General features: G+C 57.0%; 21 protein-coding genes. 5 read left to right on the plus strand and 16 right to left on the minus strand.

All coding sequences use genetic code 11. The annotated features are described in order from the left end of the window. The 3 genes from EST62_RS11560 to hemB form a co-directional block, all read right to left on the minus strand. Nucleotides 1-469, minus strand: a 469-nt coding sequence (locus EST62_RS11560; RefSeq protein WP_134751631.1) for a hypothetical protein, incomplete at its 3' end; no start/stop codon positions are given. Between the two features lie 119 nt (nucleotides 470-588). Continuing rightward, entirely contained in the window at nucleotides 589-1,782 is a 1,194-nt protein-coding gene (aroC, locus tag EST62_RS11565) for a chorismate synthase (protein ID WP_129052237.1), read from the minus strand. Nucleotides 1,783-2,094: 312 nt separating this feature from the next. Then, complete coding sequence (gene hemB, locus EST62_RS11570) at nucleotides 2,095-3,081, minus strand: porphobilinogen synthase (RefSeq protein ID WP_129052238.1); 987 nt, start codon at nucleotides 3,079-3,081, stop codon at nucleotides 2,095-2,097. Between the two features lie 163 nt (nucleotides 3,082-3,244). Between hemB and hisN the strand changes: the two genes are divergently transcribed. Both hisN and EST62_RS11580 read left to right on the plus strand, forming a co-directional pair. After that, on the plus strand, nucleotides 3,245-4,021 hold the full coding sequence (gene hisN, locus EST62_RS11575; RefSeq protein ID WP_129052239.1) for a histidinol-phosphatase: 777 nt from the start codon (nucleotides 3,245-3,247) through the stop codon (nucleotides 4,019-4,021). Further along, nucleotides 4,018-4,530, plus strand: coding sequence for a hypothetical protein (locus EST62_RS11580; protein ID WP_129052240.1), 513 nt, complete (start codon nucleotides 4,018-4,020; stop codon nucleotides 4,528-4,530). Before hisN ends, EST62_RS11580 begins: the two co-directional genes overlap by 4 nt. Nucleotides 4,531-4,635: 105 nt before the next feature. On the opposite strand, the gene EST62_RS11585 is transcribed toward EST62_RS11580, so the two are convergent. The 4 genes from EST62_RS11585 to EST62_RS11600 all read right to left on the minus strand — a co-directional run bounded on the left by EST62_RS11585 (nucleotide 4,636) and on the right by EST62_RS11600 (nucleotide 8,574). Then, nucleotides 4,636-5,376 (minus strand): uroporphyrinogen-III synthase, encoded by a 741-nt coding sequence (locus EST62_RS11585; RefSeq protein ID WP_129052241.1) that lies wholly within the window; start codon nucleotides 5,374-5,376, stop codon nucleotides 4,636-4,638. Further along, nucleotides 5,376-6,314: a hydroxymethylbilane synthase gene (gene hemC / locus EST62_RS11590; protein WP_129052242.1), complete on the minus strand. Its 939-nt coding sequence runs from the start codon at nucleotides 6,312-6,314 to the stop codon at nucleotides 5,376-5,378. Before hemC ends, EST62_RS11585 begins: the two co-directional genes overlap by 1 nt. Before the next feature lie 20 nt (nucleotides 6,315-6,334). Next, nucleotides 6,335-7,615 (minus strand): glutamyl-tRNA reductase, encoded by a 1,281-nt coding sequence (hemA, locus tag EST62_RS11595; protein ID WP_129052243.1) that lies wholly within the window; start codon nucleotides 7,613-7,615, stop codon nucleotides 6,335-6,337. 113 nt (nucleotides 7,616-7,728) lie between these two features. Continuing rightward, nucleotides 7,729-8,574 (minus strand): inner membrane protein YpjD, encoded by an 846-nt coding sequence (locus EST62_RS11600; protein ID WP_129052244.1) that lies wholly within the window; start codon nucleotides 8,572-8,574, stop codon nucleotides 7,729-7,731. A gap of 206 nt (nucleotides 8,575-8,780) precedes the next feature. On the opposite strand from EST62_RS11600, the gene typA reads away from it, so the two are divergent. Next, a complete protein-coding gene (gene typA / locus EST62_RS11605) occupies nucleotides 8,781-10,610 on the plus strand; it encodes a translational GTPase TypA (RefSeq protein ID WP_129052245.1) in 1,830 nt (609 codons plus the stop codon). Nucleotides 10,611-10,789: 179 nt separating this feature from the next. Here the strand turns inward: typA and EST62_RS11610 are convergent, their stop codons facing one another. Genes EST62_RS11610 through bchF form a run of 3 tightly spaced genes read right to left on the minus strand, consistent with a single transcriptional unit; the run spans nucleotide 10,790 to nucleotide 13,410 of the window. Then, nucleotides 10,790-11,887 (minus strand): chlorophyllide a reductase iron protein subunit X, encoded by a 1,098-nt coding sequence (locus EST62_RS11610; RefSeq protein WP_129052246.1) that lies wholly within the window; start codon nucleotides 11,885-11,887, stop codon nucleotides 10,790-10,792. A gap of 6 nt (nucleotides 11,888-11,893) precedes the next feature. Then, complete coding sequence (gene bchC / locus EST62_RS11615) at nucleotides 11,894-12,907, minus strand: chlorophyll synthesis pathway protein BchC (protein WP_129052247.1); 1,014 nt, start codon at nucleotides 12,905-12,907, stop codon at nucleotides 11,894-11,896. A gap of 23 nt (nucleotides 12,908-12,930) precedes the next feature. Next, the gene (gene bchF, locus EST62_RS11620; protein WP_129052248.1) at nucleotides 12,931-13,410 is read right to left on the minus strand and encodes a 2-vinyl bacteriochlorophyllide hydratase; all 480 of its coding nucleotides are present in this window, start codon (nucleotides 13,408-13,410) and stop codon (nucleotides 12,931-12,933) included. Between the two features lie 206 nt (nucleotides 13,411-13,616). Between bchF and EST62_RS11625 the strand changes: the two genes are divergently transcribed. After that, complete coding sequence (locus EST62_RS11625; RefSeq protein ID WP_129052249.1) at nucleotides 13,617-14,030, plus strand: hypothetical protein; 414 nt, start codon at nucleotides 13,617-13,619, stop codon at nucleotides 14,028-14,030. A 70-nt stretch (nucleotides 14,031-14,100) separates the two neighbouring features. Here the strand turns inward: EST62_RS11625 and EST62_RS11630 are convergent, their stop codons facing one another. From EST62_RS11630 to bshB1, 5 genes are all read right to left on the minus strand, one after another. After that, a complete protein-coding gene (locus EST62_RS11630) occupies nucleotides 14,101-15,246 on the minus strand; it encodes a hypothetical protein (protein ID WP_129052250.1) in 1,146 nt (381 codons plus the stop codon). Between the two features lie 62 nt (nucleotides 15,247-15,308). Beyond that, nucleotides 15,309-15,620 (minus strand): HigA family addiction module antitoxin, encoded by a 312-nt coding sequence (locus EST62_RS11635; protein ID WP_129052251.1) that lies wholly within the window; start codon nucleotides 15,618-15,620, stop codon nucleotides 15,309-15,311. A 15-nt stretch (nucleotides 15,621-15,635) separates the two neighbouring features. Next, a complete protein-coding gene (locus EST62_RS11640) occupies nucleotides 15,636-15,929 on the minus strand; it encodes a type II toxin-antitoxin system RelE/ParE family toxin (RefSeq protein ID WP_129052252.1) in 294 nt (97 codons plus the stop codon). Between the two features lie 154 nt (nucleotides 15,930-16,083). Next, entirely contained in the window at nucleotides 16,084-17,781 is a 1,698-nt protein-coding gene (locus EST62_RS11645; RefSeq protein ID WP_167599340.1) for a peptide-binding protein, read from the minus strand. A 41-nt stretch (nucleotides 17,782-17,822) separates the two neighbouring features. After that, on the minus strand, nucleotides 17,823-18,569 hold the full coding sequence (gene bshB1, locus EST62_RS11650; RefSeq protein WP_129052254.1) for a bacillithiol biosynthesis deacetylase BshB1: 747 nt from the start codon (nucleotides 18,567-18,569) through the stop codon (nucleotides 17,823-17,825). Between the two features lie 58 nt (nucleotides 18,570-18,627). Here bshB1 and dut point away from each other — a divergent pair, with 58 nt between their 5' ends. Then, entirely contained in the window at nucleotides 18,628-19,080 is a 453-nt protein-coding gene (gene dut / locus EST62_RS11655; RefSeq protein WP_129052255.1) for a dUTP diphosphatase, read from the plus strand. A gap of 102 nt (nucleotides 19,081-19,182) precedes the next feature. Here the strand turns inward: dut and csmH are convergent, their stop codons facing one another. Continuing rightward, the gene (gene csmH, locus EST62_RS11660; protein ID WP_129052256.1) at nucleotides 19,183-19,788 is read right to left on the minus strand and encodes a chlorosome envelope protein H; all 606 of its coding nucleotides are present in this window, start codon (nucleotides 19,786-19,788) and stop codon (nucleotides 19,183-19,185) included. Nucleotides 19,789-19,904: the final 116 nt, after the last annotated feature.

Here is a 19,904-nt window from a genome sequence, read left to right on the forward strand (position 1 = left end):
AGTCAAGGTCGAGAAATTGAGTATAAAAAGTTGCATTCACAGCAGCTCCAACTCTTCTAAATACCTCGAAGCTCTGCTTCGAGGATCCTTTATTGTCAATTTTATCATTTGATAATTTTCTGTATAGTAGTGATATTGCGTTTCGATATTTATATAGACTTGTTGTTAGTTCTTCAAGTTTTGTTATTCTTAGTTTTTTCCATTCTCGTTGTGACCAGTCTAAATGTGCGATAGATGTTTTGATTTCTTCTTGTGCTTTGGTAGTCGCTTCAATTTGTTTGACGAGATTATTGAGATCGGCCTTGGTTGCAGTTTGTTCCCCTTTTTTTTGAAAAAGTCCGCTGAAAAAGCTAAAGGCTGCTGTCGCAGACAGAGATATAAGAAAAAATATTATATAAAAATTGATATTATATGATATTCTCCCTTGAATTATGTCATTGGCTATATTGTGAGTTAGAGAGTCTGGCATAATATGATTATTAAGCTATATTTGATGCAATATTGTGGCATCTGAGAAAAGCTATAAAGTTTCATGTGCCACATCCTTATCACAAAATGAATGCAGCACAAAATTTATGGCTCGCATTTTCACCCCCTAAACCTCATCCTCAGCGCTTCCCGATAAGCCTCAAGCCTTTCCACAATCTCAGCCATATGATCGCCGCCAAGCTTTTCCAGTAAGGCGTTGGCGATGACGGGGGCGACGACGGCTTCGGCGACCACTCCGGCGGCGGGGACGGCGCAGGCGTCGCTGCGTTCGAAGCGCGACTGGACGGCTTCGAGCGTGGCGAGGTCGAAGGAGCGGAGCGGGGAGACGAGCGATGAGATCGGTTTCATGGCGGCGCGGATGTGGATCGGCTGGCCGCTCGACATGCTGCCTTCAATGCCACCGGCGCGGTTGGTTTCGCGCCTCAACCCATTCTCTCCACCGGCGAAGAGTTCGTCGTGCACCTCTGAGCCGGGTTTGCGTGCATTGTCGAAGGCGGGGCCGATTTCGACGCCCTTGATCGCCTGGATCGACATGATGGCGGCGGCGAGCATCGAGTCGAGGCGACGGTCGTGCTGGACGTAGCTGCCGAGGCCCATCGGGACGCCGGTGATGTAAATCTCGACGATGCCGCCGAGGGTGTCGCCGTCGGCTTTGGCTTTGTCAATCGCAGCGATGGCGGCGGCTTCTGCTTCGGGGTCGAGCATCCGCACCTGCGATTTGTCGGCTTCGGCGGCGAGGCTTTCGGCTCCGGCGTCGAGCAACGCCTGCAACGAGGCGGGCGCAGAGGCTTCGGCGGCGGAGCCAATCGTTGAAATGTAGCTGCCGATCTGGATGCCGAGCTGGCGGAGGAATGCCCGCGCCAGCGAACCGGCGGCGACACGGGCGGTGGTTTCGCGGGCCGAGGAGCGGTCGATGACCGGGCGGATGTCGTCGAAGCCGTATTTGATGCAGCCGGTCAGGTCGGCGTGGCCGGGGCGGGGAATGGTGATTTTCTGCACCTCGGCGGCGTGATCCTCGAACTGCGCCATCGGCGTCGTCCAGTTCTCCCAGTCGCGGTTGCGGATGACGAGGGCAATTGGCGAGCCGATGGTTTTGCCGAACCGGACGCCGGAGAGCACTTCGGCGCGGTCGGTTTCGATCTTCATGCGACCGCCGCGTCCGTAGCCCTGCTGGCGTCGGGCAAGCTGGTCATTGATGTCGGCTTCGACGAGCGCGACGCCTGCGGGAAGTCCTTCAACAATGGCCGAAAGCGCCGGGCCGTGCGATTCGCCTGCGGTGAAATAGCGTATCATATCAGTGCGGGAAAAAGAGGTCGTAAAAGTTGAAATACAAGATATTGGGCTGAAGCCCGGCTTCTTTGTTTGATTCGTGAACCCCGGCTTGAAAGCCGGGGCCATTGATTTGAGTCCTTATTGCCCCGGGCGTCAGTCCGGGGTTATGAAGAAAAAAAACAGAGGGCTTGAGCCCAATAGCTATCAGAGGCAACGTTGGTGTTCAATTATCGCCTGAGAAACGATTGCCCGGCCAATGATAGTGGAACAAGATAACAAAAAAAGCCCGGCGATTTCGCGCCGGGCGTGGTGTCGTGACTACTCAGCCAGCGTTCAGCGGAGCCTTTTGGCGGCTTCCTTGGCGTAGTAGGTGAAGATGATGTCGGCGCCGGCGCGTTTCATGCAGAGGAGCGACTCCATCATGACGCGCTCTTCGTCGATCCAGCCATTGGCGGCGGCAGCCTTGACCATCGCGTATTCGCCCGATACGTGGTAGATCGCGACCGGCACGTCGAAGCGCTCCTTGGTGCGCCAGACGATGTCGAGGTAGGCCAGGCCGGGCTTGACCATGACGATGTCCGCGCCTTCGATGATGTCGAGTTCGACCTCTTTCATCGCCTCTTCGGTGTTGGCCGGGTTCATCTGGTAGGTGGTTTTGTCGCCGAACTGCGGCGCAGAGTGCAGGGCGTCGCGGAACGGGCCGTAGAAGCTCGAAGCGTATTTGGCGGCGTAGGAGAGAATGCCCACGTCGGAGTGATCGGATTCGTCGAGCGCCTCGCGGATTGCGCCGATTCGGCCATCCATCATGTCGCTCGGTGAGACGAAATCAGCGCCAGCCTCGGCGTGCGAAACGGCCATCTTTTGCAACACCTCGACGGTTTCGTCGTTGAGGATGATGCCGTCTCTGACCAGGCCGTCGTGGCCGAAGGGGGTGAAGGGGTCGAGCGCCACGTCGGTCATGATGCACAGCTCCGGCACGGCAGCTTTGATGGCGCGGATGGCCTGCTGCAGGATGCCGTTATCGTTGTAAGCTTCGCTGCCGTCCTCGGTTTTCTGCTCCGGAATGCCGAACAGATCGATGCCCTGGATGCCGAGATCGTACAGCTCTTTGCACTCTTCGACAGCGCGGTCGATGGTGAAGCGGAAGCTGCCAGGCATCGAGGAGACCTCTTCAACGTTGTTGGTGCCGGGCATGACAAAAAGCGGGAACACGAGGTCGTTGACCGTCAACGTGTTTTCCTGAACGAGGTTGCGGAGAGCGGCGGTTCTGCGAAGTCTTCTCGGGCGATGAACAATATTGAGGAGGTCGAGCTGGCTCATGGTTCTGGATGATTTTGTTGGAAAGAAAAACCAAGATAAGAAAATCCGTCAACATCGTGAAGGCGGCCTTGCGTTTTTCAGACCATATCGTCAGGTTCGGCCTCAGTTGATTATCTTACGTCATCGTTGGCAGCATCGACCATCTAACTCGACTTAATACGATATGACTCCTGATCTTCAGCTCGCGCTTGAACTGGCCGAAAAGGCCGGTAAACTGACGCTCGGCTACTTTGGGCGGAAATCACTACAGGTCTTTTCCAAGCGCGACGATTCGCCTGTTACCGAGGCGGATCGCAAGTCGGAGGAGCTGATACGTCAGGGAGTTACGTCGCGTTTTCCCGGCGATGGCGTGTTCGGCGAAGAGTTCGACGAACGCCCCTCCGGCAACGGTCGGCGCTGGATCATCGATCCCATCGACGGCACCCGTTCGTTCATCCACGGCGTACCGCTCTATGGCGTGATGATCGCGCTCGAAGTTGATGGCGCACTCAAGCTCGGCGTCATCAATTTTCCGGCGCTCGGCGAACTCTATCACGCCGAGATCGGCGCTGGAGCGTTCATGAACGGCTCGCCTGTGGAGGTCTCGGCCATTTCGGAGACGGCAGCGGCTACGGTGGTCTTTACCGAAAAGGAGTACCTGCTCGATCCGCCATCGACTCACCCGATCGATCAGCTTCGCATCGACGCAGGGCTGGTGCGTGGATGGGGCGACTGTTACGGTCACATGCTGGTTGCGTCGGGCCGGGCCGAGGTGGCGGTCGATAAGATCATGAGTCCGTGGGATTGCGCGGCGATCATTCCGATCATCACCGAGGCCGGTGGTTGCTGCTTTGATTACGAGGGGCGCACGATCATCGATGGCGTGGGCCTCGTCAGCGCGAACCGGGCGATGGGCGGCGAGCTCATCGAGGCTATCGGTAAAAGGGAGAACGCTGGATGACACTGGTGATTATACTTTTGACGCTCATTGTTCTGCTGCTCGCGACGATCATCGCCATGCTTGTGACCGGGTGGCCAGGCAAGCAGAAAGAGGAGATGGAACGGCTCGGCAACGGTTTGCGCCGGGAGATGGCCGAACAGCGAAGCGACAGTCTTCAGCTCATGAAGGTCATTCGCATCGAAATCGAGGAGGCCGTGCGCGAATCGGTCGAGCGGGAGATAGCGGCCGTTTTATCGAAAGGACGTTCACGGAAAGCCGCGCGCAAGAGGGCGCAAGAGGCCGACGCCGGTTCCGCTCTGGAGGCTGTTGCCGCAGACGGGGGGGCCGAAAACAGCAACTATGAAAAACCCTTGCATGCCGTGCAGATTCCGCTGTTTACGGAAAAGCATCATGCAAAAGCCTCACCGCCTGAGCCGTTGCAGGTTGCGCCCGATATTGCCGGTGAACATGAGCCGGAAGCCGAAACTATCGACATGGGTTACATCGACGACATTCCGGATGTTGAGTAGAAAAGAGTTATAGGTCATATAAGTCCTATAGTTCTATAAGACTTATATGACCTATTCTTTATTAGGCAGTAATTCAGAAAAAGCACCAACTGTTTCAGGCATCGCTTAACTCAGCGCTTCAGCTATCGCTTTGGCAAAGCTGGGGCCGTCGAAGTATTCGGGGATGATGTCCACCTTGATGCCGAGCTTTTCGAGCGCGCCGGAGGTGGTAGTGCCGATAGCCGCAATCCGAACGGATTCGGGCAGCTCTTTCAAGCCGATCGCGTCAAAAAAGTTGATGGCTGTCGAGGGGCTGGTGAAAGAGAGGCAGTCGAGCTTGCCTTCGGCGAGCATCGACTTGATTCGTTGCGTGTCTTCGAGCGATGGCTGCATGTTTTCGTAAACGGTCAGCTCCACGCAGATTCCGCCGCGTTCGGCGATCAGCTCCGGGATGGTGCCGAGCGACAGGCTGCCACGGACGAAGAGGAAGGTCTGGCCTTTGATCGCTTCGGGATCGATGTCGGCCATGAGATTGACCGCATCGGCGATTTTTGGTAGCGGTTCTGTGCTGACGCCATGCTTGCCGAGGTCGCTGGCAGTGGTCTTGCCGACGGCCCACACGCGGGCCTGTTGCAGGTTCGGCAGCTCGGCAGGAGACTCTTCGAGCAAGCGTTCAAGGAAAAACTGAACGCTGTTGGCACTGGTGAAGAAAATGCCGGCGAACCGGGTGAGGTCGGGTACGCTCCAGCCGGCAACCGGCCTGATCTCGATGGTCGGAAAGACCACCGTGCCCAGGCCGTACTGCTCAAGCTCCCTCACAAAAGGCTCGGCCTGATGTTTCGGGCGTGTTACGAGAACGGTTTTCATTAGCGGGTTTTGCGGATGTCTGCGAGGATTTTTTCCGCACCCATCGAAAGCAGGATTTCGGCCAGCTCGATACCGACTGCCTCGGCCTCTTCCGGAGTGTTGACCGGCTTGGTCAGCTCGTTGCGCAGGGCGGTTTTGCCATCGACCGAACCGACGTAGGCAAGCAGTTTCAGCGTCCCGTCGGCATACGATCCGTAGCAGCCGATCGGAATCTGGCAGCCACCCTGCAAGTGGCGCAGCAGCGAACGCTCGGCGCGGCAGCAGATTTCGGTGTTGCTGTCGTTCATGACGCGGACGATCTCTATGGTCTCAGCGTCATCGGTGCGGGTCTCGATGCCGAGCGCGCCCTGGCCGACCGCCGGAAGCATCACGTCGTGTGGCAGGATTTCGGAGATGCGGTCGCTGAACTCGAGGCGGAAAACACCGGCGTAAGCCAGCATCATGGCGTCGAACTCGCCGTCGTCGAACTTTTTGAAGCGGGTGTTGAGGTTGCCCCTGATGTCCATGATCTGCAAGTCGGGCCTCATGCTCAGCAACTGCGACATTCTGCGCAGGGAGCTGGTGGCCATTCGCGCGTTCGGCGGCAGATTCTTGATGCCCTTGCCGGACTTGGAGATGATGACGTCGCGGGTATCTTCACGCTCGGTGAAGGAGGTGATGACGAGGCCTTCGGGCGTACCGGTCGGCACGTCCTTCAGGCTGTGCACGGCCAGGTCGATCTCGCCAGCAATCAGGTGTTTTTCGATGTCCTTGGTGAACAGGCCCATATCTCCGATCTTGGAAAGAGGAGAGTCGAGCAGCACATCACCGGTCGTCTTGACCAGCTTGAGCGTGATGTTCATGTCGGGAAAGCGCCTGGAAAGTTCTGCCTTGGTGAATTCAGCCTGCCACAGGGCAAGGGGGCTGGATCGAGTGCCGATGATAAGCTCTTTTTTCAAAATTCGATGACTGATTGATTTTATTGGAGTGACTGGTTTGGTTCTTCAAGATCGAAGATATTTCTGACGAGGTTGACCTTGCTGGGGATATTGTCGGCGGTATCGACCGGAGCCTTGAGCATTTTGATCGGATGGTGCAGAATCTTTTTCAGAATTCTGTCGGTCAAATGCTCCATGCGTCGCAACTCCTCCTCGCTCACCTTGTAGCGATAGCGTTCGAGCTCCTTCTCCTTGATTTCGATGAACTTCGACTGCAAGTCAACGATGGTCGGACGTACCTTGAGGGTGTTGATCCACTGGCCGAAGCCGACCAGCTCCTCGTCGATAATCGCCTTGACCTTCGGCAGCTCCGCGCGGCGGCGTTCGAGGTTCTTGTCGATGATGTGCTTGAGGGCGTCGATGTCCTTGAGGAACATGTTCTGCAACTTGCCAACTTCCGGGTCGATGTTTCTCGGCAGTCCGAGGTCGAGCATGATGACCGGTTTCAGGCGACGGCGCTGCATGGCCTGCTGCATCTCGGCTTCGTTGAGAATGTACTCCTTGGTGCTGACAGCCGTGATAATAATATCGAATTCGTGCAGGTGTTCCTTGTAGGTCTCGTACGGAAGCACGCGGTTGGTGCCGAGCTCTTCGGCAAGGGCCTCCGCCTTGGACTGCGTCCTGTTGGTGATGACGATATTCCTGGCGTTCTTGGCGTAAATATGCTTGGCTGCAAGCTCTCCGGTTTCGCCGGCGCCGACGAGCAGCACCTTCTTCATGGAGAGGTTGGAGAAAATCTTCTGGGCAAGCTCGACCGCCGCGTAGCTGACCGACACCGCGCCCTCCATGAGCTTGGTCTTGGTTTTGACCTTTTTGGCGACGCTGAATGCGGTGTGACAGAGCCTGGTGAGCAAAATGCCTGCGGTTCCGACCTCGGCTGCGATGCGGTAGGCATCCTTGACCTGGCCGAGAATCTGCCCCTCGCCGAGCACGAGGCTGTCGATGGCGCTGGAGACCTCGAAGATGTGACGGGCGGTGCCGCAGTAGAAGCGGTTGAAGAAGTGTTCGGGACGGACATCCTTGCGGGCGTCTTTGTAGGAGATTATGTAGTCCTTGAGGTAATCACAGTTCACCTCCACCATCGCGGGCACAACGTACAGTTCAGTTCTGTTGCAGGTGGACACGACCATTGCTTCGCTGGCCAGTCCGCTCGATACCAGGTCCGTGACGAATTCCTTGTTCTGAACTTCCGAAAGTGCGATTCTTTCACGGATTTCAATGGGTGCAGTTTTGTGGTTGACACCAACTGAAATGATGTTCATAATAGGAGGGTTTTGATGAGCCGTTCGTAAACCGTTCAAAAGAGCTTGCTAAAGGAATCTCCAAAAGTGTGTTAATATACCGCAATGTGCCGAATTTTCAAATGGAGCTTCGGTTAAATACTCATTCCGTGAAAACTTGGCGTAACCAGGCTCATGATGAACAAGAGCGCCGTGACCAGCACGAACAGGGCGATCAGCAGGACGGCCATGTGCTTGATATCCCAGCCAAACAGCGGCTTGATGAAGAGGCTGATGCCGTAGAGCAGCCAGATGACAAACAAAGAGATGAGCCTCGGTTCGAACAGGTTGATGACCTCTTTCGATGCGTGCTGCTCGAGAACGCCAGCCACGATAGTGACCGAAAGGAAAAAGAAGCCGAATGCCACGGCATGCATGATAAGCATTTCAAGCGTTTCGAGGTTCGGGAGCCGCTGGAAAAGCAGCCCGAACCGGTTGAGCCGTATCTGGCGGAAGAGCACCAGGTACATTCCGCTGTAGAGTCCAGCGATGGCCACCGAGCTGAAGCCGAAAATGGCTGCGATCAGGTGGACGCCGATGCGCAGGCCGCTGAATGCCGGTCCCGAATCGACCGTCTGCGCGCTCAGAATCGACGAAAAGAGCGCCGATCCCGCGGCGAAGGCGATGACGAAAAAGCCGGTCTTGTCGCTTTTCGTGGTGAACTCGATGAACATGTAGGTGATGGCCAGCGTCAAAGCCACCATGCCCATGAGGTTGTAAGCCGAGTAGCTCAGCCGGTATCCCGCCGTCGAGGTAAGCAGGCCGAGATCGGCGACATGGGTGACCACGGTGATGATGAGCGCCGACTGCTTGAGGCTTCCGGCAAGCGGCGTTTCCCGGAAGAAGTGGATGCCGTACAGCGCGGTTGTGACGATGTAAAGCAGCGGCACGATTTGCGTGAGGGCGAACAGCAGGCTGTTTTCAAGAAAAATATTGGCCATACTCTTTTGGTAGAGATCGTTTTTGCGGCAGAGTGATTGTGAAAAATACTTCAGTTCGGTTGGCCTGGCCGGCGTTAGAGTGGTTCAATCTCACAAAACTGAAAAGAAAATATCTTCACTTCCGCCTGATGATAATTTCAATGGAAAAAGTGTATATTCGGCCCGAGTGAAGCCGAGCAATAAAATATACTTATTTATCGCAAAAGATGAGCAGGAAACAGAATATTCGCAATATCGCCATTATCGCGCACGTCGATCATGGCAAGACCACCCTCGTGGACTCCATTTTCAAGCAGACGGGCGCGTTCAGGGAGAACCAGCATGTGGATGTCAGGGTGATGGACTCAAATCCGCAGGAGCGGGAGCGAGGCATCACCATCTTCTCCAAGAACGCCGCTGCGCAGCATAAAGGCTGCAAAATCAACATCGTCGATACCCCCGGTCACGCCGATTTCGGCGGCGAGGTGGAGCGCATCCTGAAAATGGTCGATGGGGTGCTTCTGCTCGTCGATGCTTTCGAAGGGCCAATGCCGCAGACCAAGTTCGTGCTTCGCAAGGCGCTCGAGCTGCACCTGAAGCCGATCGTGGTCATCAACAAGATCGACCGTCCGCAGTCCGATCCGGTCAAGGTGCACGACCAGGTGCTCGACCTGTTCATTGCTCTCGGCGCGGAAGAGGAGCAGCTCGATTTCCCCTACATCTTCACTTCGGCCAAAAACGGCATCGCCAAATATGATATGGAGGACGAGGACGGCGACATGAGCCTGTTGCTCGATATGATCGTCAAGGAGATTCCCGCGCCGGAAGCCGACGACAACGCCGGGTTCCAGATGCTCATCACCAGCCTCGACTATAACGACTACATCGGCAAGATCGCCATTGGCCGCATCCAGCGCGGCAAGGTCGCTTCCGGCAGCCAGCTCACGCTGGTGACTCCGGATGGCGTGGTCGGCAAGGGCACGGTCACCAAGCTCTTCCTGTTCGACCGCACGCAGCGCGTCGAGGTCAAGGAGGCCGAAGCCGGTGATATTGTCGCGCTTGCGGGCATCGCCTCGGCCAACGTTGGCGAAACGCTCGCCTCGCCGGAAGAGCCGGAAGCGCTCGAATCGTTCGACATCAGCAAGCCGACCCTCTCGATGCTTTTTTCGGTGAACGACTCGCCGTTCGCCGGCCTGGAGGGCAAGGAGGTGACCAGCCGCAAAATCCGCGAGCGCCTGATGAAAGAGATCATGACCAACGTTGCGCTCAACGTCGAGGAGACCGACAGCGCCGACACCTTCAGGGTTTCGGGACGCGGCGAGCTTCACCTCTCCGTGCTGATCGAAACCATGCGACGCGAGGGTTACGAACTGGCCATTTCTCGTCCTGAGGTGATTCTCCGCGAGGAGAACGGCGTGACGATGGAGCCGGTCGAGCATGTCACCATCGACGTTCCGGAGGAATATACGGGCGTGGTGATCGAGAAGATGGGCCGCAGAAAAGCCGAGATGACCCACATGGGCACCCTGCGCGGCGGCATGAATCGCCTCGAATTCGAGATTCCGACGCGAGGCCTGATTGGTTATAACCTCGAATTTACCACCGACACCAAGGGCGAGGGGATGATGTCGCACGTGTTCCACAACTACCAGGCATTCAAGGGCAAGCTGCCGTCGCGAGAAACCGGCGCGCTGGTCTCCGCTGAAACCGGCGTGGCCGTGGCCTACGCCCTTTCGAGCCTCGAAGATCGCGGCACCTTTTTCATCGGTCCGAACACGAAGGTTTACGAAGGCATGGTGGTCGGCGAATCGACGCGCGACCTCGACATTACGATGAACATCTGCAAGACCAAGAAGCTCACCAACATGCGAGCATCCGGCTCTGACGACTCGATGCGCCTGACTCCGCCGAAGCGCCTCTCGCTCGAACAGGCGCTGGAGTTCATCAACGACGACGAGCTGCTCGAAGTGACGCCGGAGAACATCAGGATTCGCAAGAAGATTCTCAACGCCGACCTTCGCGCCAAAGCAACCAAGAAAGCCAAGGCGATGGTGTGAAGAGAATTATGAATTATGAATGTTGAATGATGAATTGAAGAAGGCTGCTCCGGGTGGGCGGCCTTTTTTGTTGTGGGGGAATCGCGAAGAATAGGTCTTATAAGTCCTATACGACCTATAAAACTTATAGGATGAATGTGGGAGAATCTAAGAAAGAGGGAGATTCTGCGGAGCTTTTTTTAAAGCCCAAAAAACAGCTTGCGCATCGCTTTGCGGGCGCTGGCGATGTGGGCGTTTACCTCCTCTTCGCCCAGGCCTTTGAGTTCGGCGATCTCTGCGGGTGACTTGCCTTCGACTTCGAGCAGGGTGAACATTTCGCGCTCCGGTTCCGGCAGTTGTTCGATGCACTCCAGGAGGCGCTGGCGTTCGGGGTCGCGGGCTTCGGTTGTGGCGGCGCTCACGGCGTTGCGCCTGAACAGCTCGTCGGCGCTGGCCGGAACCGGCGACTCGTCGCTGACTTCGCCGAAGAGCTTGACGAAATCGCCGAAATCGAGGCCGCTCGCTTCGCACGGGGTGATGGCGTCGGCGAGAATGTCGGTGGCGAGCTTGCGGAACGGTTCACCGACTTCGGGCAGCTTGATGGCGAAGTCGAAGCTGTCGTCCAGGTCACGCGCTTCGATGTTGTAGGGAACCTTCATCAGCACGTTGATGCCCGCCGCTTTCGCGTAGCTTTCGGCCATGCCGCTGCCGTCGTCGCGGTTGACGACCAGGCCGAGCAGGCGCGAGCGACCGCCGATGGTGCGGAAGTAGTTGTTGGCCTGGCAGATGTTGTTCGAGGTAAAGATCGACTGCCGGTCGTTGCTCGTCACCAGAATCACCTCCTCGCTGAGCGAGCGGGCCAGAGGCGTCGCGAAGCCTCCACACACCACGTCGCCGAGAAAGTCCATCAAAATAACGTCGATCCCCCATTCGAAGATGCCGAGCTTTTCGAGCACGTCGAAGCCGGAGATGATGCCGCGCCCTCCGCAGCCGCGCCCCACCTGCGGGCCGCCAAGTTCGATGCCGTAGATCGGCTGCGGAAAGCCGGGAATGTCGCGCCGGAAGACGATGTCGCTGATCTCGACCTGCTCGTTCCTGGCGTTCTTTTCGGCGAAAACTTCAGTCACCGTGGGCAGCGAAATGCCGCCGAACAGCGACGTCGTCGAGTCGTGCTTCGGGTCGCAACCGAGCTGCAGGACGCGCTTGTTCATCAAGGCAAACGTCGCGCTCAGGTTCGTGGTGGTGAAGCTCTTGCCGATGCCGCCCTTACCGTAAATGGCGATGGTTCTTGGCGCCATGACTGCTCAGTGCCCCGTTTTGCAGATTGGAAAGTTCTCGCCCGCCTCGTCGCCATGCTTCCAGTGGATAATCATCTTCAGGCAGTCGGCGTCGCTGAAGGCCTGCATGTAGGCATCCATGAGGTTGTAGTCAAGCGTGCACTGGTGGGTGAAAATCTTTTCGGCGTTGATTTTACCGGCGGCGATCAGCTCGCGCACGCGGCGCAAATCGCCCTTGGCCCACTGGCGGGCGGCGATGAACGACAGCTCCTTGTTGAAGGCCTGCGAGTAGTCGATGTTGATGCGCTGGTAGTAGCCGCCAAAGATCACCTTGCCATGGAACTTCACGAAGCGCAGTCCGGTTTCGATGGCGCTCATGATGCCGGTGCTGTCGATGAGCACGTCGAACTCGTGGCCCGCCAGCGCCGCCGAAACATCCTGCTTTTCGGGGTTGACCTTGATGTCCGCCGTCGAAATGTCGAGCCGGTTCTGGTGCGGTTCGGTGACCGCCACCAGGCTTGCGCCCATGTGCTTTGCCAGCTCGGCGGCGAGGATGCCCACCGCGCCCTGGCCCAGCACCAGCACCTTGCGGCTCTTGACCTCCGCCAGATCGACGATGTGCAGCGCCGTGGCGCCGAGCGGCAGGGCGATGCCGCACTGCGGATTGGCGATGCCGTCGAGCACCGTCAGGCTTTCGACCGGGCAGACGATGAACTGCGACGCGCCGCCGAAAGCCGCGTTCACATCCTCGTAGCCGAACGATCCGGCAACGTAGGCGAACTTGCCGATCAGCCCCTGATTGACATGGTCGCCCGCCTCGACGATTCGCCCCACGGTTTCGTAGCCGGGAATGAACGGAAAGATGAAGGGCGGCGACGGAATCAGGCCGTTCAGGGCCATCTTCTCGGTGCCGGTGCTGATCGACGACCACCAGGTTTCCACCAGTACATCGGTCGAACAGACCGGTTTGAGCGTCACATCCCTCAGCTCGATCTGCCGGACGCCGCTGAAGACGATCGCTTTGGATTTTTTCGCTTCCATGCTTTTTGTCGAAAGGTTAAGGCTCAGGCCACCGAACCGCTGGCCTTGAGTTTTTTCTCGTTATGCTTTTCAAGCAGCAGGCGGATGACGAACTGCGCCGCGTTGATGAGGTAGCTCAAGTAGGCAAGGTAGGCGGTGAGAATGAGAATGTGTTCGGACGGCTTGACCCAGAAGAAGAGGACGAAGTAGGCGAGGTGCACGATCATGGCGATGGCGCTGCCGAAATCCTCCCAGAAAAACTCGTGCGCGAAGGCGAATTTGCCGAACACCTCAAGCTCGAAAAAGCCGCCGGTCACGAAGATCAGCACCAGCATGAAGGTCTTGAGCGCCACGAAGAAGGTCACCCACCAGAAATCGGTGATCCAGATGCCTTGCGAATAGAGGTACGTGACCGTCAGACCGACGAGGAAGATGACGAACTGGATCGGCGCGAGAATGGCCTGCGAGGTCGTCCACTTGGACGCATTTCTTTTTTCAAGCTGTTCCGGAGTATAACGAGGCATGATTGGAGATCGGTTCGGTGATGGAAAGGGCACGCAAGCCGCGCGCCGAAACGACGTTGAATATAGTAAAAGCGGGGGAAATAGTTGAAGGGTGATGGTTGAATGTCTGGGAGTTGGGGAAAGGCGCGTGCGGGTTGTGCGGGAAGTGGCAAGAGGCTTGTCGTAGGGGCGCGGCGGTGTGCGCCCGGTGGCTGGACGGTGCGTCTGTGCTCTACATCGTCTCTTCCGGCAACGAGAAGATGCTCGGCACGGCGAAGAAGATGATCCTCGCCGCGATGATCGGGCTCGCGCTCGGTATCGCCGCCCCCTCCTTCCTCAAGGAGATCGCGACGATCCTCGACTGGGGCGGGACGGGCGAGGAGATCCCGACCGAGGTGCAAGAGGCGCAGACGCTCTCCCAGATCGCCGAGAGACTGCTCAATTTCCTCCTCTCCATGGTCGGTATCCTGAGTATCATGATGATCGTCGTGGGCGGTCTCATGTATTTCGCGGCCGCCGGTGACGAGAAGCGCGCCGATACGGCCAAGAAGATCATCATGTTCTCCGTAGTCGGCGTGGCGGTGGCGCTTGCGGCGCTCATCATTGTCCGGCAGATTGCGAATTTCATCGTGGCGGGATAAGATCGTTTTCCGGAATAAGGAAAAGATGGGAATCGATTTGCGATTCCTGTCTTTTTCATTGTCGGAGTCTTTACTGGGGAATAAGTTCCACCAGTGTTTTTTCTGGAAATTCGATTATTAATTGTTTGCTGGCAATCGCTTGTTGCCGCCAATCTTGAAGATTGAGTACTACTTTTCGCGATTTTTGACGATTCGCGGCGGTTACTTTGATTACGTTTGTTTGTAGGCCTGATTCGGCATCGATTACCATTCCGTATGGTCCGATACCAGTAAATGGAAGACCAGAAGAAGTTCGATCGTTGGAGAACGGAACCACGTGTTTTTGTCCAGATTCTTCTATGAGTGTGAGGGCTCCAGACACCCTTGCCAGATAGCGGCCGTTCGGTACGTTATCGGGGATGACGAAATCCGGCAGGCTGAGCGGGTCGTCGCCGGGAGAATACGTGACCGCTATGGTCGTTGCAGGTATGTCTTTTAGTGTCGGAACGGCCGACGGCGCGTCAGGAACGGCGCTCTTGGTAGTCATGTCGCCGAGCCGTTCTCCTGCTCGGTTCAGAATACCATGCTCATCCCGATTTTGAACTCCTTGGCGGTAGATTTGCTGTTCGCGTGGAGTCAATTCGGAGAGCAATGCGCCGTTTTTAATCTTATTGAGTACGATCCGCAGCGAGTCGGCCATTCGTTCATTTCTGTTTTCCTCATCAATCTTTTCGATCTTGGTGAGCAGCTCATCTTGCGGACGATTCTCAGCCTTTACGAATACCATCGCGTTCACCAGAATAACCACGATTGAAACGACTCGTGCTGCACGTTCGTAGCTGACAAGAGCCAAGCTTCCACCAGAAGTTGCCGCGAAAAAGATCATACTCAGGGCCAGCCATTTATTCAGCGACAATCCGGAGAAGAAATCCGGTGCACTGAACGCAAGCGCTGACATGAGGTTCAGATACAAAACGATGATGCCCAGAAAGATGGAGCGTCCTTTTCCGAATGTGGATCTGACAGTGTTCAGCAATGCACAGAAAAGGGTTGCTCCTATTGCAGCGACTCCAAAAATCAATCCAGCAATGGTTGACCAGCCGAATTGGATTGCAATGATGAGGAGTAAAAACGTTACTGCAATACCAAGGAGAAAAAAGTAAAAGAGAGAAGCGCCCGAGCTGGCTGCATGACTGATTTTTTCTTTCATGCGAGATTGAAGATCAAGGTTGTCCATGTCGTTTAAGCGGCTTGAGTTGGCGTTTTGCCTGCCATTTGAAGGCTCAGATAATTTCGGCTTTATTCGAACATTAATGCAATCGGCGTGATGCGCTGAAGAATGGATTCCTCTTTTTGCGTCGCATCGTAAAGGTCAGCGCGTAGCTGGAGGTTCATCCAGAAATCGGGGGTATTGCCGAAATATTTTGCCAGACGCAGTGCGGTCGAGGTCGTAATGCCGCGCTTGCCGTTGATGATTTCGTTGATTCGCTGGTAGGGCACCTGAATGGCGTCGGCCAGTTGGCGCTGCGTAATGTTCATAGGGGCGAGGAACTCTTCAAGCAGCATCTCTCCGGGATGCGTTGGCTCGCGATCTGTTGGTATGCGTATCATTTTCTGGTTGTTTTGTCAATGATAATCGATGATCTCTACGTCCGTTGGCCCTGATGAAGTCCAGAGAAAACAAATCCGGTATTGCCGGTTAATCCTGATGCTGTACTGACCTGCCCGATCACCGGAAAGCGCTTCGAGATGATTGCCCGGCGGAATTCGTAACTCTTCAAGCATCACGACAGAATCAAGCTGATCAAACTTCCGGTGCGCTGTTTTCCACAGATCAACGGGGCATATTTTCAGAGCGGCCTTTGTCTGTCTGCCGTTGAAAAGCGCTTCGGTCTCGCCGTTTTTGAATGATTGTATCACGATAACACGGCTATCATGTTATTCGTTGCAATATCTGAAAAGATTGTGTAATGAACAAGACTGTGATGGGGGTCTTGACTCTGAAGCGGAAAATGGTTCTGCCATCGGCTCTCCGTAGAGGGCAGCCGCGAGGGCTGCCCCTACACGTCAATCGTCACTTCTCACTCTTCCCCACCTTCCACTCATACATATTCCCAAGCGTCGCCAGCAAGCTTAACCTCACATTCCTGACTCGCTTGTTGAATCCCTCAAGCTCAGAATAATAATACAGGAAGGTTCGCGGTTGCTCTTCGACCAGAATCCGCTGGTACTCTTGCCAGAGCTTTTTCTGTTCGGCTTCTGGTAGCGGGCCGGTCAGTTGCGAGACCACTTTGTCCAGTTGTGCGTTTTGGAAGGCGCTGGAGTTGAAGGGTTTTTTCTCGAAGTCCGATCCCCAGATGACGAGCTGGAAGGGGAGCGTTTCGGCGGCCAGGCCGGAGAGGGCGGCGTCGTAGCGGTACTCGTTCTGGTTTTTGTTGAACATGAGCGCTTCGTCGAACTTCAGTTTGCAGTCGATACCGATTTCGCGGAGGTTCTGCTGAATGATCGTGGCCGCGTAGTTGCGCCTCGGATTGCCGGTTGGCGCGGCCAGCTCGAAGGAGAAACGCAGGCCGTTTTTCTGCAAAATGCCATCCGGCCCCGGCGTCCAGCCCGCCTCCCGGAGCAGCGAGAGCGCTTTGCCGGAGTCGTACGCCCAGGCGGGCAGCGACTGGTCGATGATCGAGGTGTAGGCTGGCGAGAGCGTGGTGTTGACAATCGTGGCGTACTCCGGCCCCATGAAGCCGTCGATGATCGCCTGCCGGTCGATGGCCCGTGTCATCGCCTGCCGCACCCGCGGGTCGCCGAAGAGGCGGTTCGGCTGCACGGCTTTCCGGTTTCGCCACGCCTCGCCGTCGATGTTCAGCCAGACGACGCTGTCGAAATAGCGGTCAGCCACCGGGATGATCGAAATCTCCGGGTTGCTCCGCGCCAGCTCCGAGGCGTCCTTCGGGTTGATGCCGCCCGCCGAGACGAGCGCGTCGATCTGGCCGGACTTGAGCATCGCCAGGCGCGTGGTGTATTCCGGCACGATCATGAAGGTGAGTTTCGGCGAGGCCGCCGGACGGGGCAGCACCGAGGTGGGGCTGGATTCAAGCGTCAGCTTCGACTGCCGCTGCCACTCCTTTACCTTGAACGGCCCCGCGCCCACGATGGGCAACGTGGCCGCACGCTGGCGAATCTCGGCGGGCGGGATGTCTCGGAAAAGGTGTTCGGCCACCGGCATCAGGTCGTTGAAGTGGTCGAGCGCGATGCTTTCGGACATCGGCTTGTTGAAGCGCAGTACCAGCGTTTTGCTGTCGGGCGTCTCCACCGCCCGGTCGAAATCGACCGAACCGTCGGCCTTGAGCAAGAGGTCGTACAGATAGTCCTGTCGGCTGCTGGCCACGTTCGGGTCGGCGTAGAGGCGGTACGAAAAGCTGAAATCCTTCGAGGTGAGCGGCTTGCCATCCTCCCAAAGCGCATCGCGTTTGAGGTGGAAGGTGACGCTCCGCCCGTCCGGCGAGAACTCCCAGCGCTCGGCGGCGTTCGCTTGGTACGAAATCGCGCCGCTCTTCTCGTCGAACGACGGCCTGACCAGCGAGGGATAGATCATCGTGCACACCTCGCGGGCGAGCGACATCTGGATGAGCAGCGGATTGAGGTGGTCGAAATCGGCGGAGACGGCCACGACGATGGTGTCGGGATGCCTGTTTTGCGACGATTTTGGCCCGCAGCCCGCGAACAGCGTCACGAAGAGCAGCAGGGCGGCGATGGCGAGCAGCGATTTGCGCATGGCGATCTTGTCTGTAATTCTGATGATTGAGCGTCGCGCGGTCAACCGCGGACGGGAAAGACGCTGGTGAAGTGGCCGATGCCGAGCGCCGTCGGGAGCAGGAAGCCCTCGCCGTACATCGCGCCGATCTGCTCGCCCAAGGCTCTGGCGCGGGCTTCGAGGCCCGGCAGGAACTCCTTGCGGTTAATCATGGTCTGCGGCTCGTCGCTGTTCTCTTTGCGGTGGAACTGCGTGCCGAACGCTTCGACGCCGCCTCGCGAACGCTCGAAGGTCGCCGAGACGTCCACGATGATCTCCGGTTCGAGCTGCCGGAACTGGATGTAGTAGAGCAGGTGGCGCGGACGGTGCGCGGCTTGCGGCAGATCGCCGTCGAAGGTCTCGATCTTGCGCAACCCGGCGTAGTAGCAGGCGTCGTAAACGAGGCGCGAGGCCTTCATGTGGTCGGGGTGGCGCTCGTCCGGCGGGTTGCAGAAGACCGTTTCGGGCCGGTATTTGCGGATGATGCGGATCACTTCGCGCAGGTTCTCCTTTGTGTTGAACAGCTCCGAGTCGCCGAGATCGAGCTGCTCCCGCGCCGCGTAGCCCATGCGCTCGGTGGCGAGCGCGGCCTCCCGGCGGCGGGTTTCGGCGGTACCGAGCGTACCCATTTCGCCGCCGGTGAGGTCGCAGACGGCCACCCGCTGACCTTCATCCATGATTTTCAGCAGCGTCGCTCCGCAGGAGAGTTCAACATCGTCGGGGTGAGCGCCGAAAGCGAGCGCGTAAACAGGTTCGATGGGTGCGGTCAAGGTCGGGTTTGTTTATATTCGGGTTTTCCGGGAATTCAAACAACGTCAGCAATAATCAATGATTAAAGTAAAAATAGTTCGACTCAATCAAAAGGCGATCCTGCCGGTCTATGCCACCGCGCACGCGGCGGGCATGGACGTCTCCGCCTGCCTCGACGCACCCGTCACCGTTCAGCCCGCCGCGTCGGCGCTCATTCCGACCGGCATCGCCATCGAACTGCCCGAAGGGTACGAGGCGCAGCTCAGGCCGAGGAGCGGGCTGGCGCTTCGCCATCTCATTTCGCTGCCCAATTCGCCCGCAACCATCGATGCCGACTACCGCGGCGAAGTTGGCGTCATTCTCATCAATCACGGTCGCGAGCCTTTCACGGTCAAAGACGGCGACCGCATCGCGCAGATGGTGGTGGCGAAGGTCGATCACGTGGTGTTCGAGGAGGTTGGCGAGCTTTCCGGAACGGCGAGGGGCGAGGGAGGATTCGGCCATACCGGCGTTCAGGCAAAGGGGGTGTGAAAGATCAGCCGGATCAGACAGATCGGGCTGATTCGACGGCTTGGCTAAAAACAACAGGGCGAGGTTGGCGCCTCGCCCTGTTGTGAAATTGCACTCCTGCGATTACGCTTCCGGTTTGTTTTCCGGTTCAGGCGCGAGGGCCGGGGCGGCAGGTTTGGCTGCCTTGTCGGATGAGAGCGTCACCGGAATCTGCTTTACCTGCTTGCGCTTCTCTTCTCCGCCACCGCCCATGCCGCCCATGAAGACCGGCGGCATGCCCTGCTGGAAGATGCTGCCCGCAAGCTGGTTGATGCCTGAGCTGACATTGTCGAACAGATTCTTGACCTGATCGGAGTTGACCGTTGCATTCAGGTTGGAGATCATTCCGGCCCAGAACTTGCCAAGCTCGTTGAACGAGTTCTGAATCTGTTCCGATTTCAGGGTGTTCGTGACGCCCTCGATGAGCTGACCAGAAACCGAGTTGACGTTGTCGATAATACCTTTGACCTGATCGGAGTTGATGGTCGTCGAGACCCCCTCCATAATTTGGCCGGTCGCGGAGCTGACCGTGCTGATGACGCCCTGTACGGACTCGATGGTCGAATCGATGAGAATGCCCATGTTGCCGATCAGATGAGCCATGTCGCCGTTACCGGCATTGGTCTCCGGCGCTCCTCCTGCCGGTTTCGGTGCTCCGGCGGCGGGCTTGTTCGTTTCTTCGTTAGCCATAATTGGTTTGGTTTGAAAAGAATTGCGTAGAAGGTTGTCCTTGCAGAGCGGTGCTCCTGTTGGAATTTTTATGCACTAAATATAGTGATAATAATCGAAAAATCGTTTCGGGAGGG

Source organism: Chlorobaculum sp. 24CR (assembly GCF_004118635.1).
Taxonomy (GTDB): domain Bacteria; phylum Bacteroidota; class Chlorobiia; order Chlorobiales; family Chlorobiaceae; genus Chlorobaculum.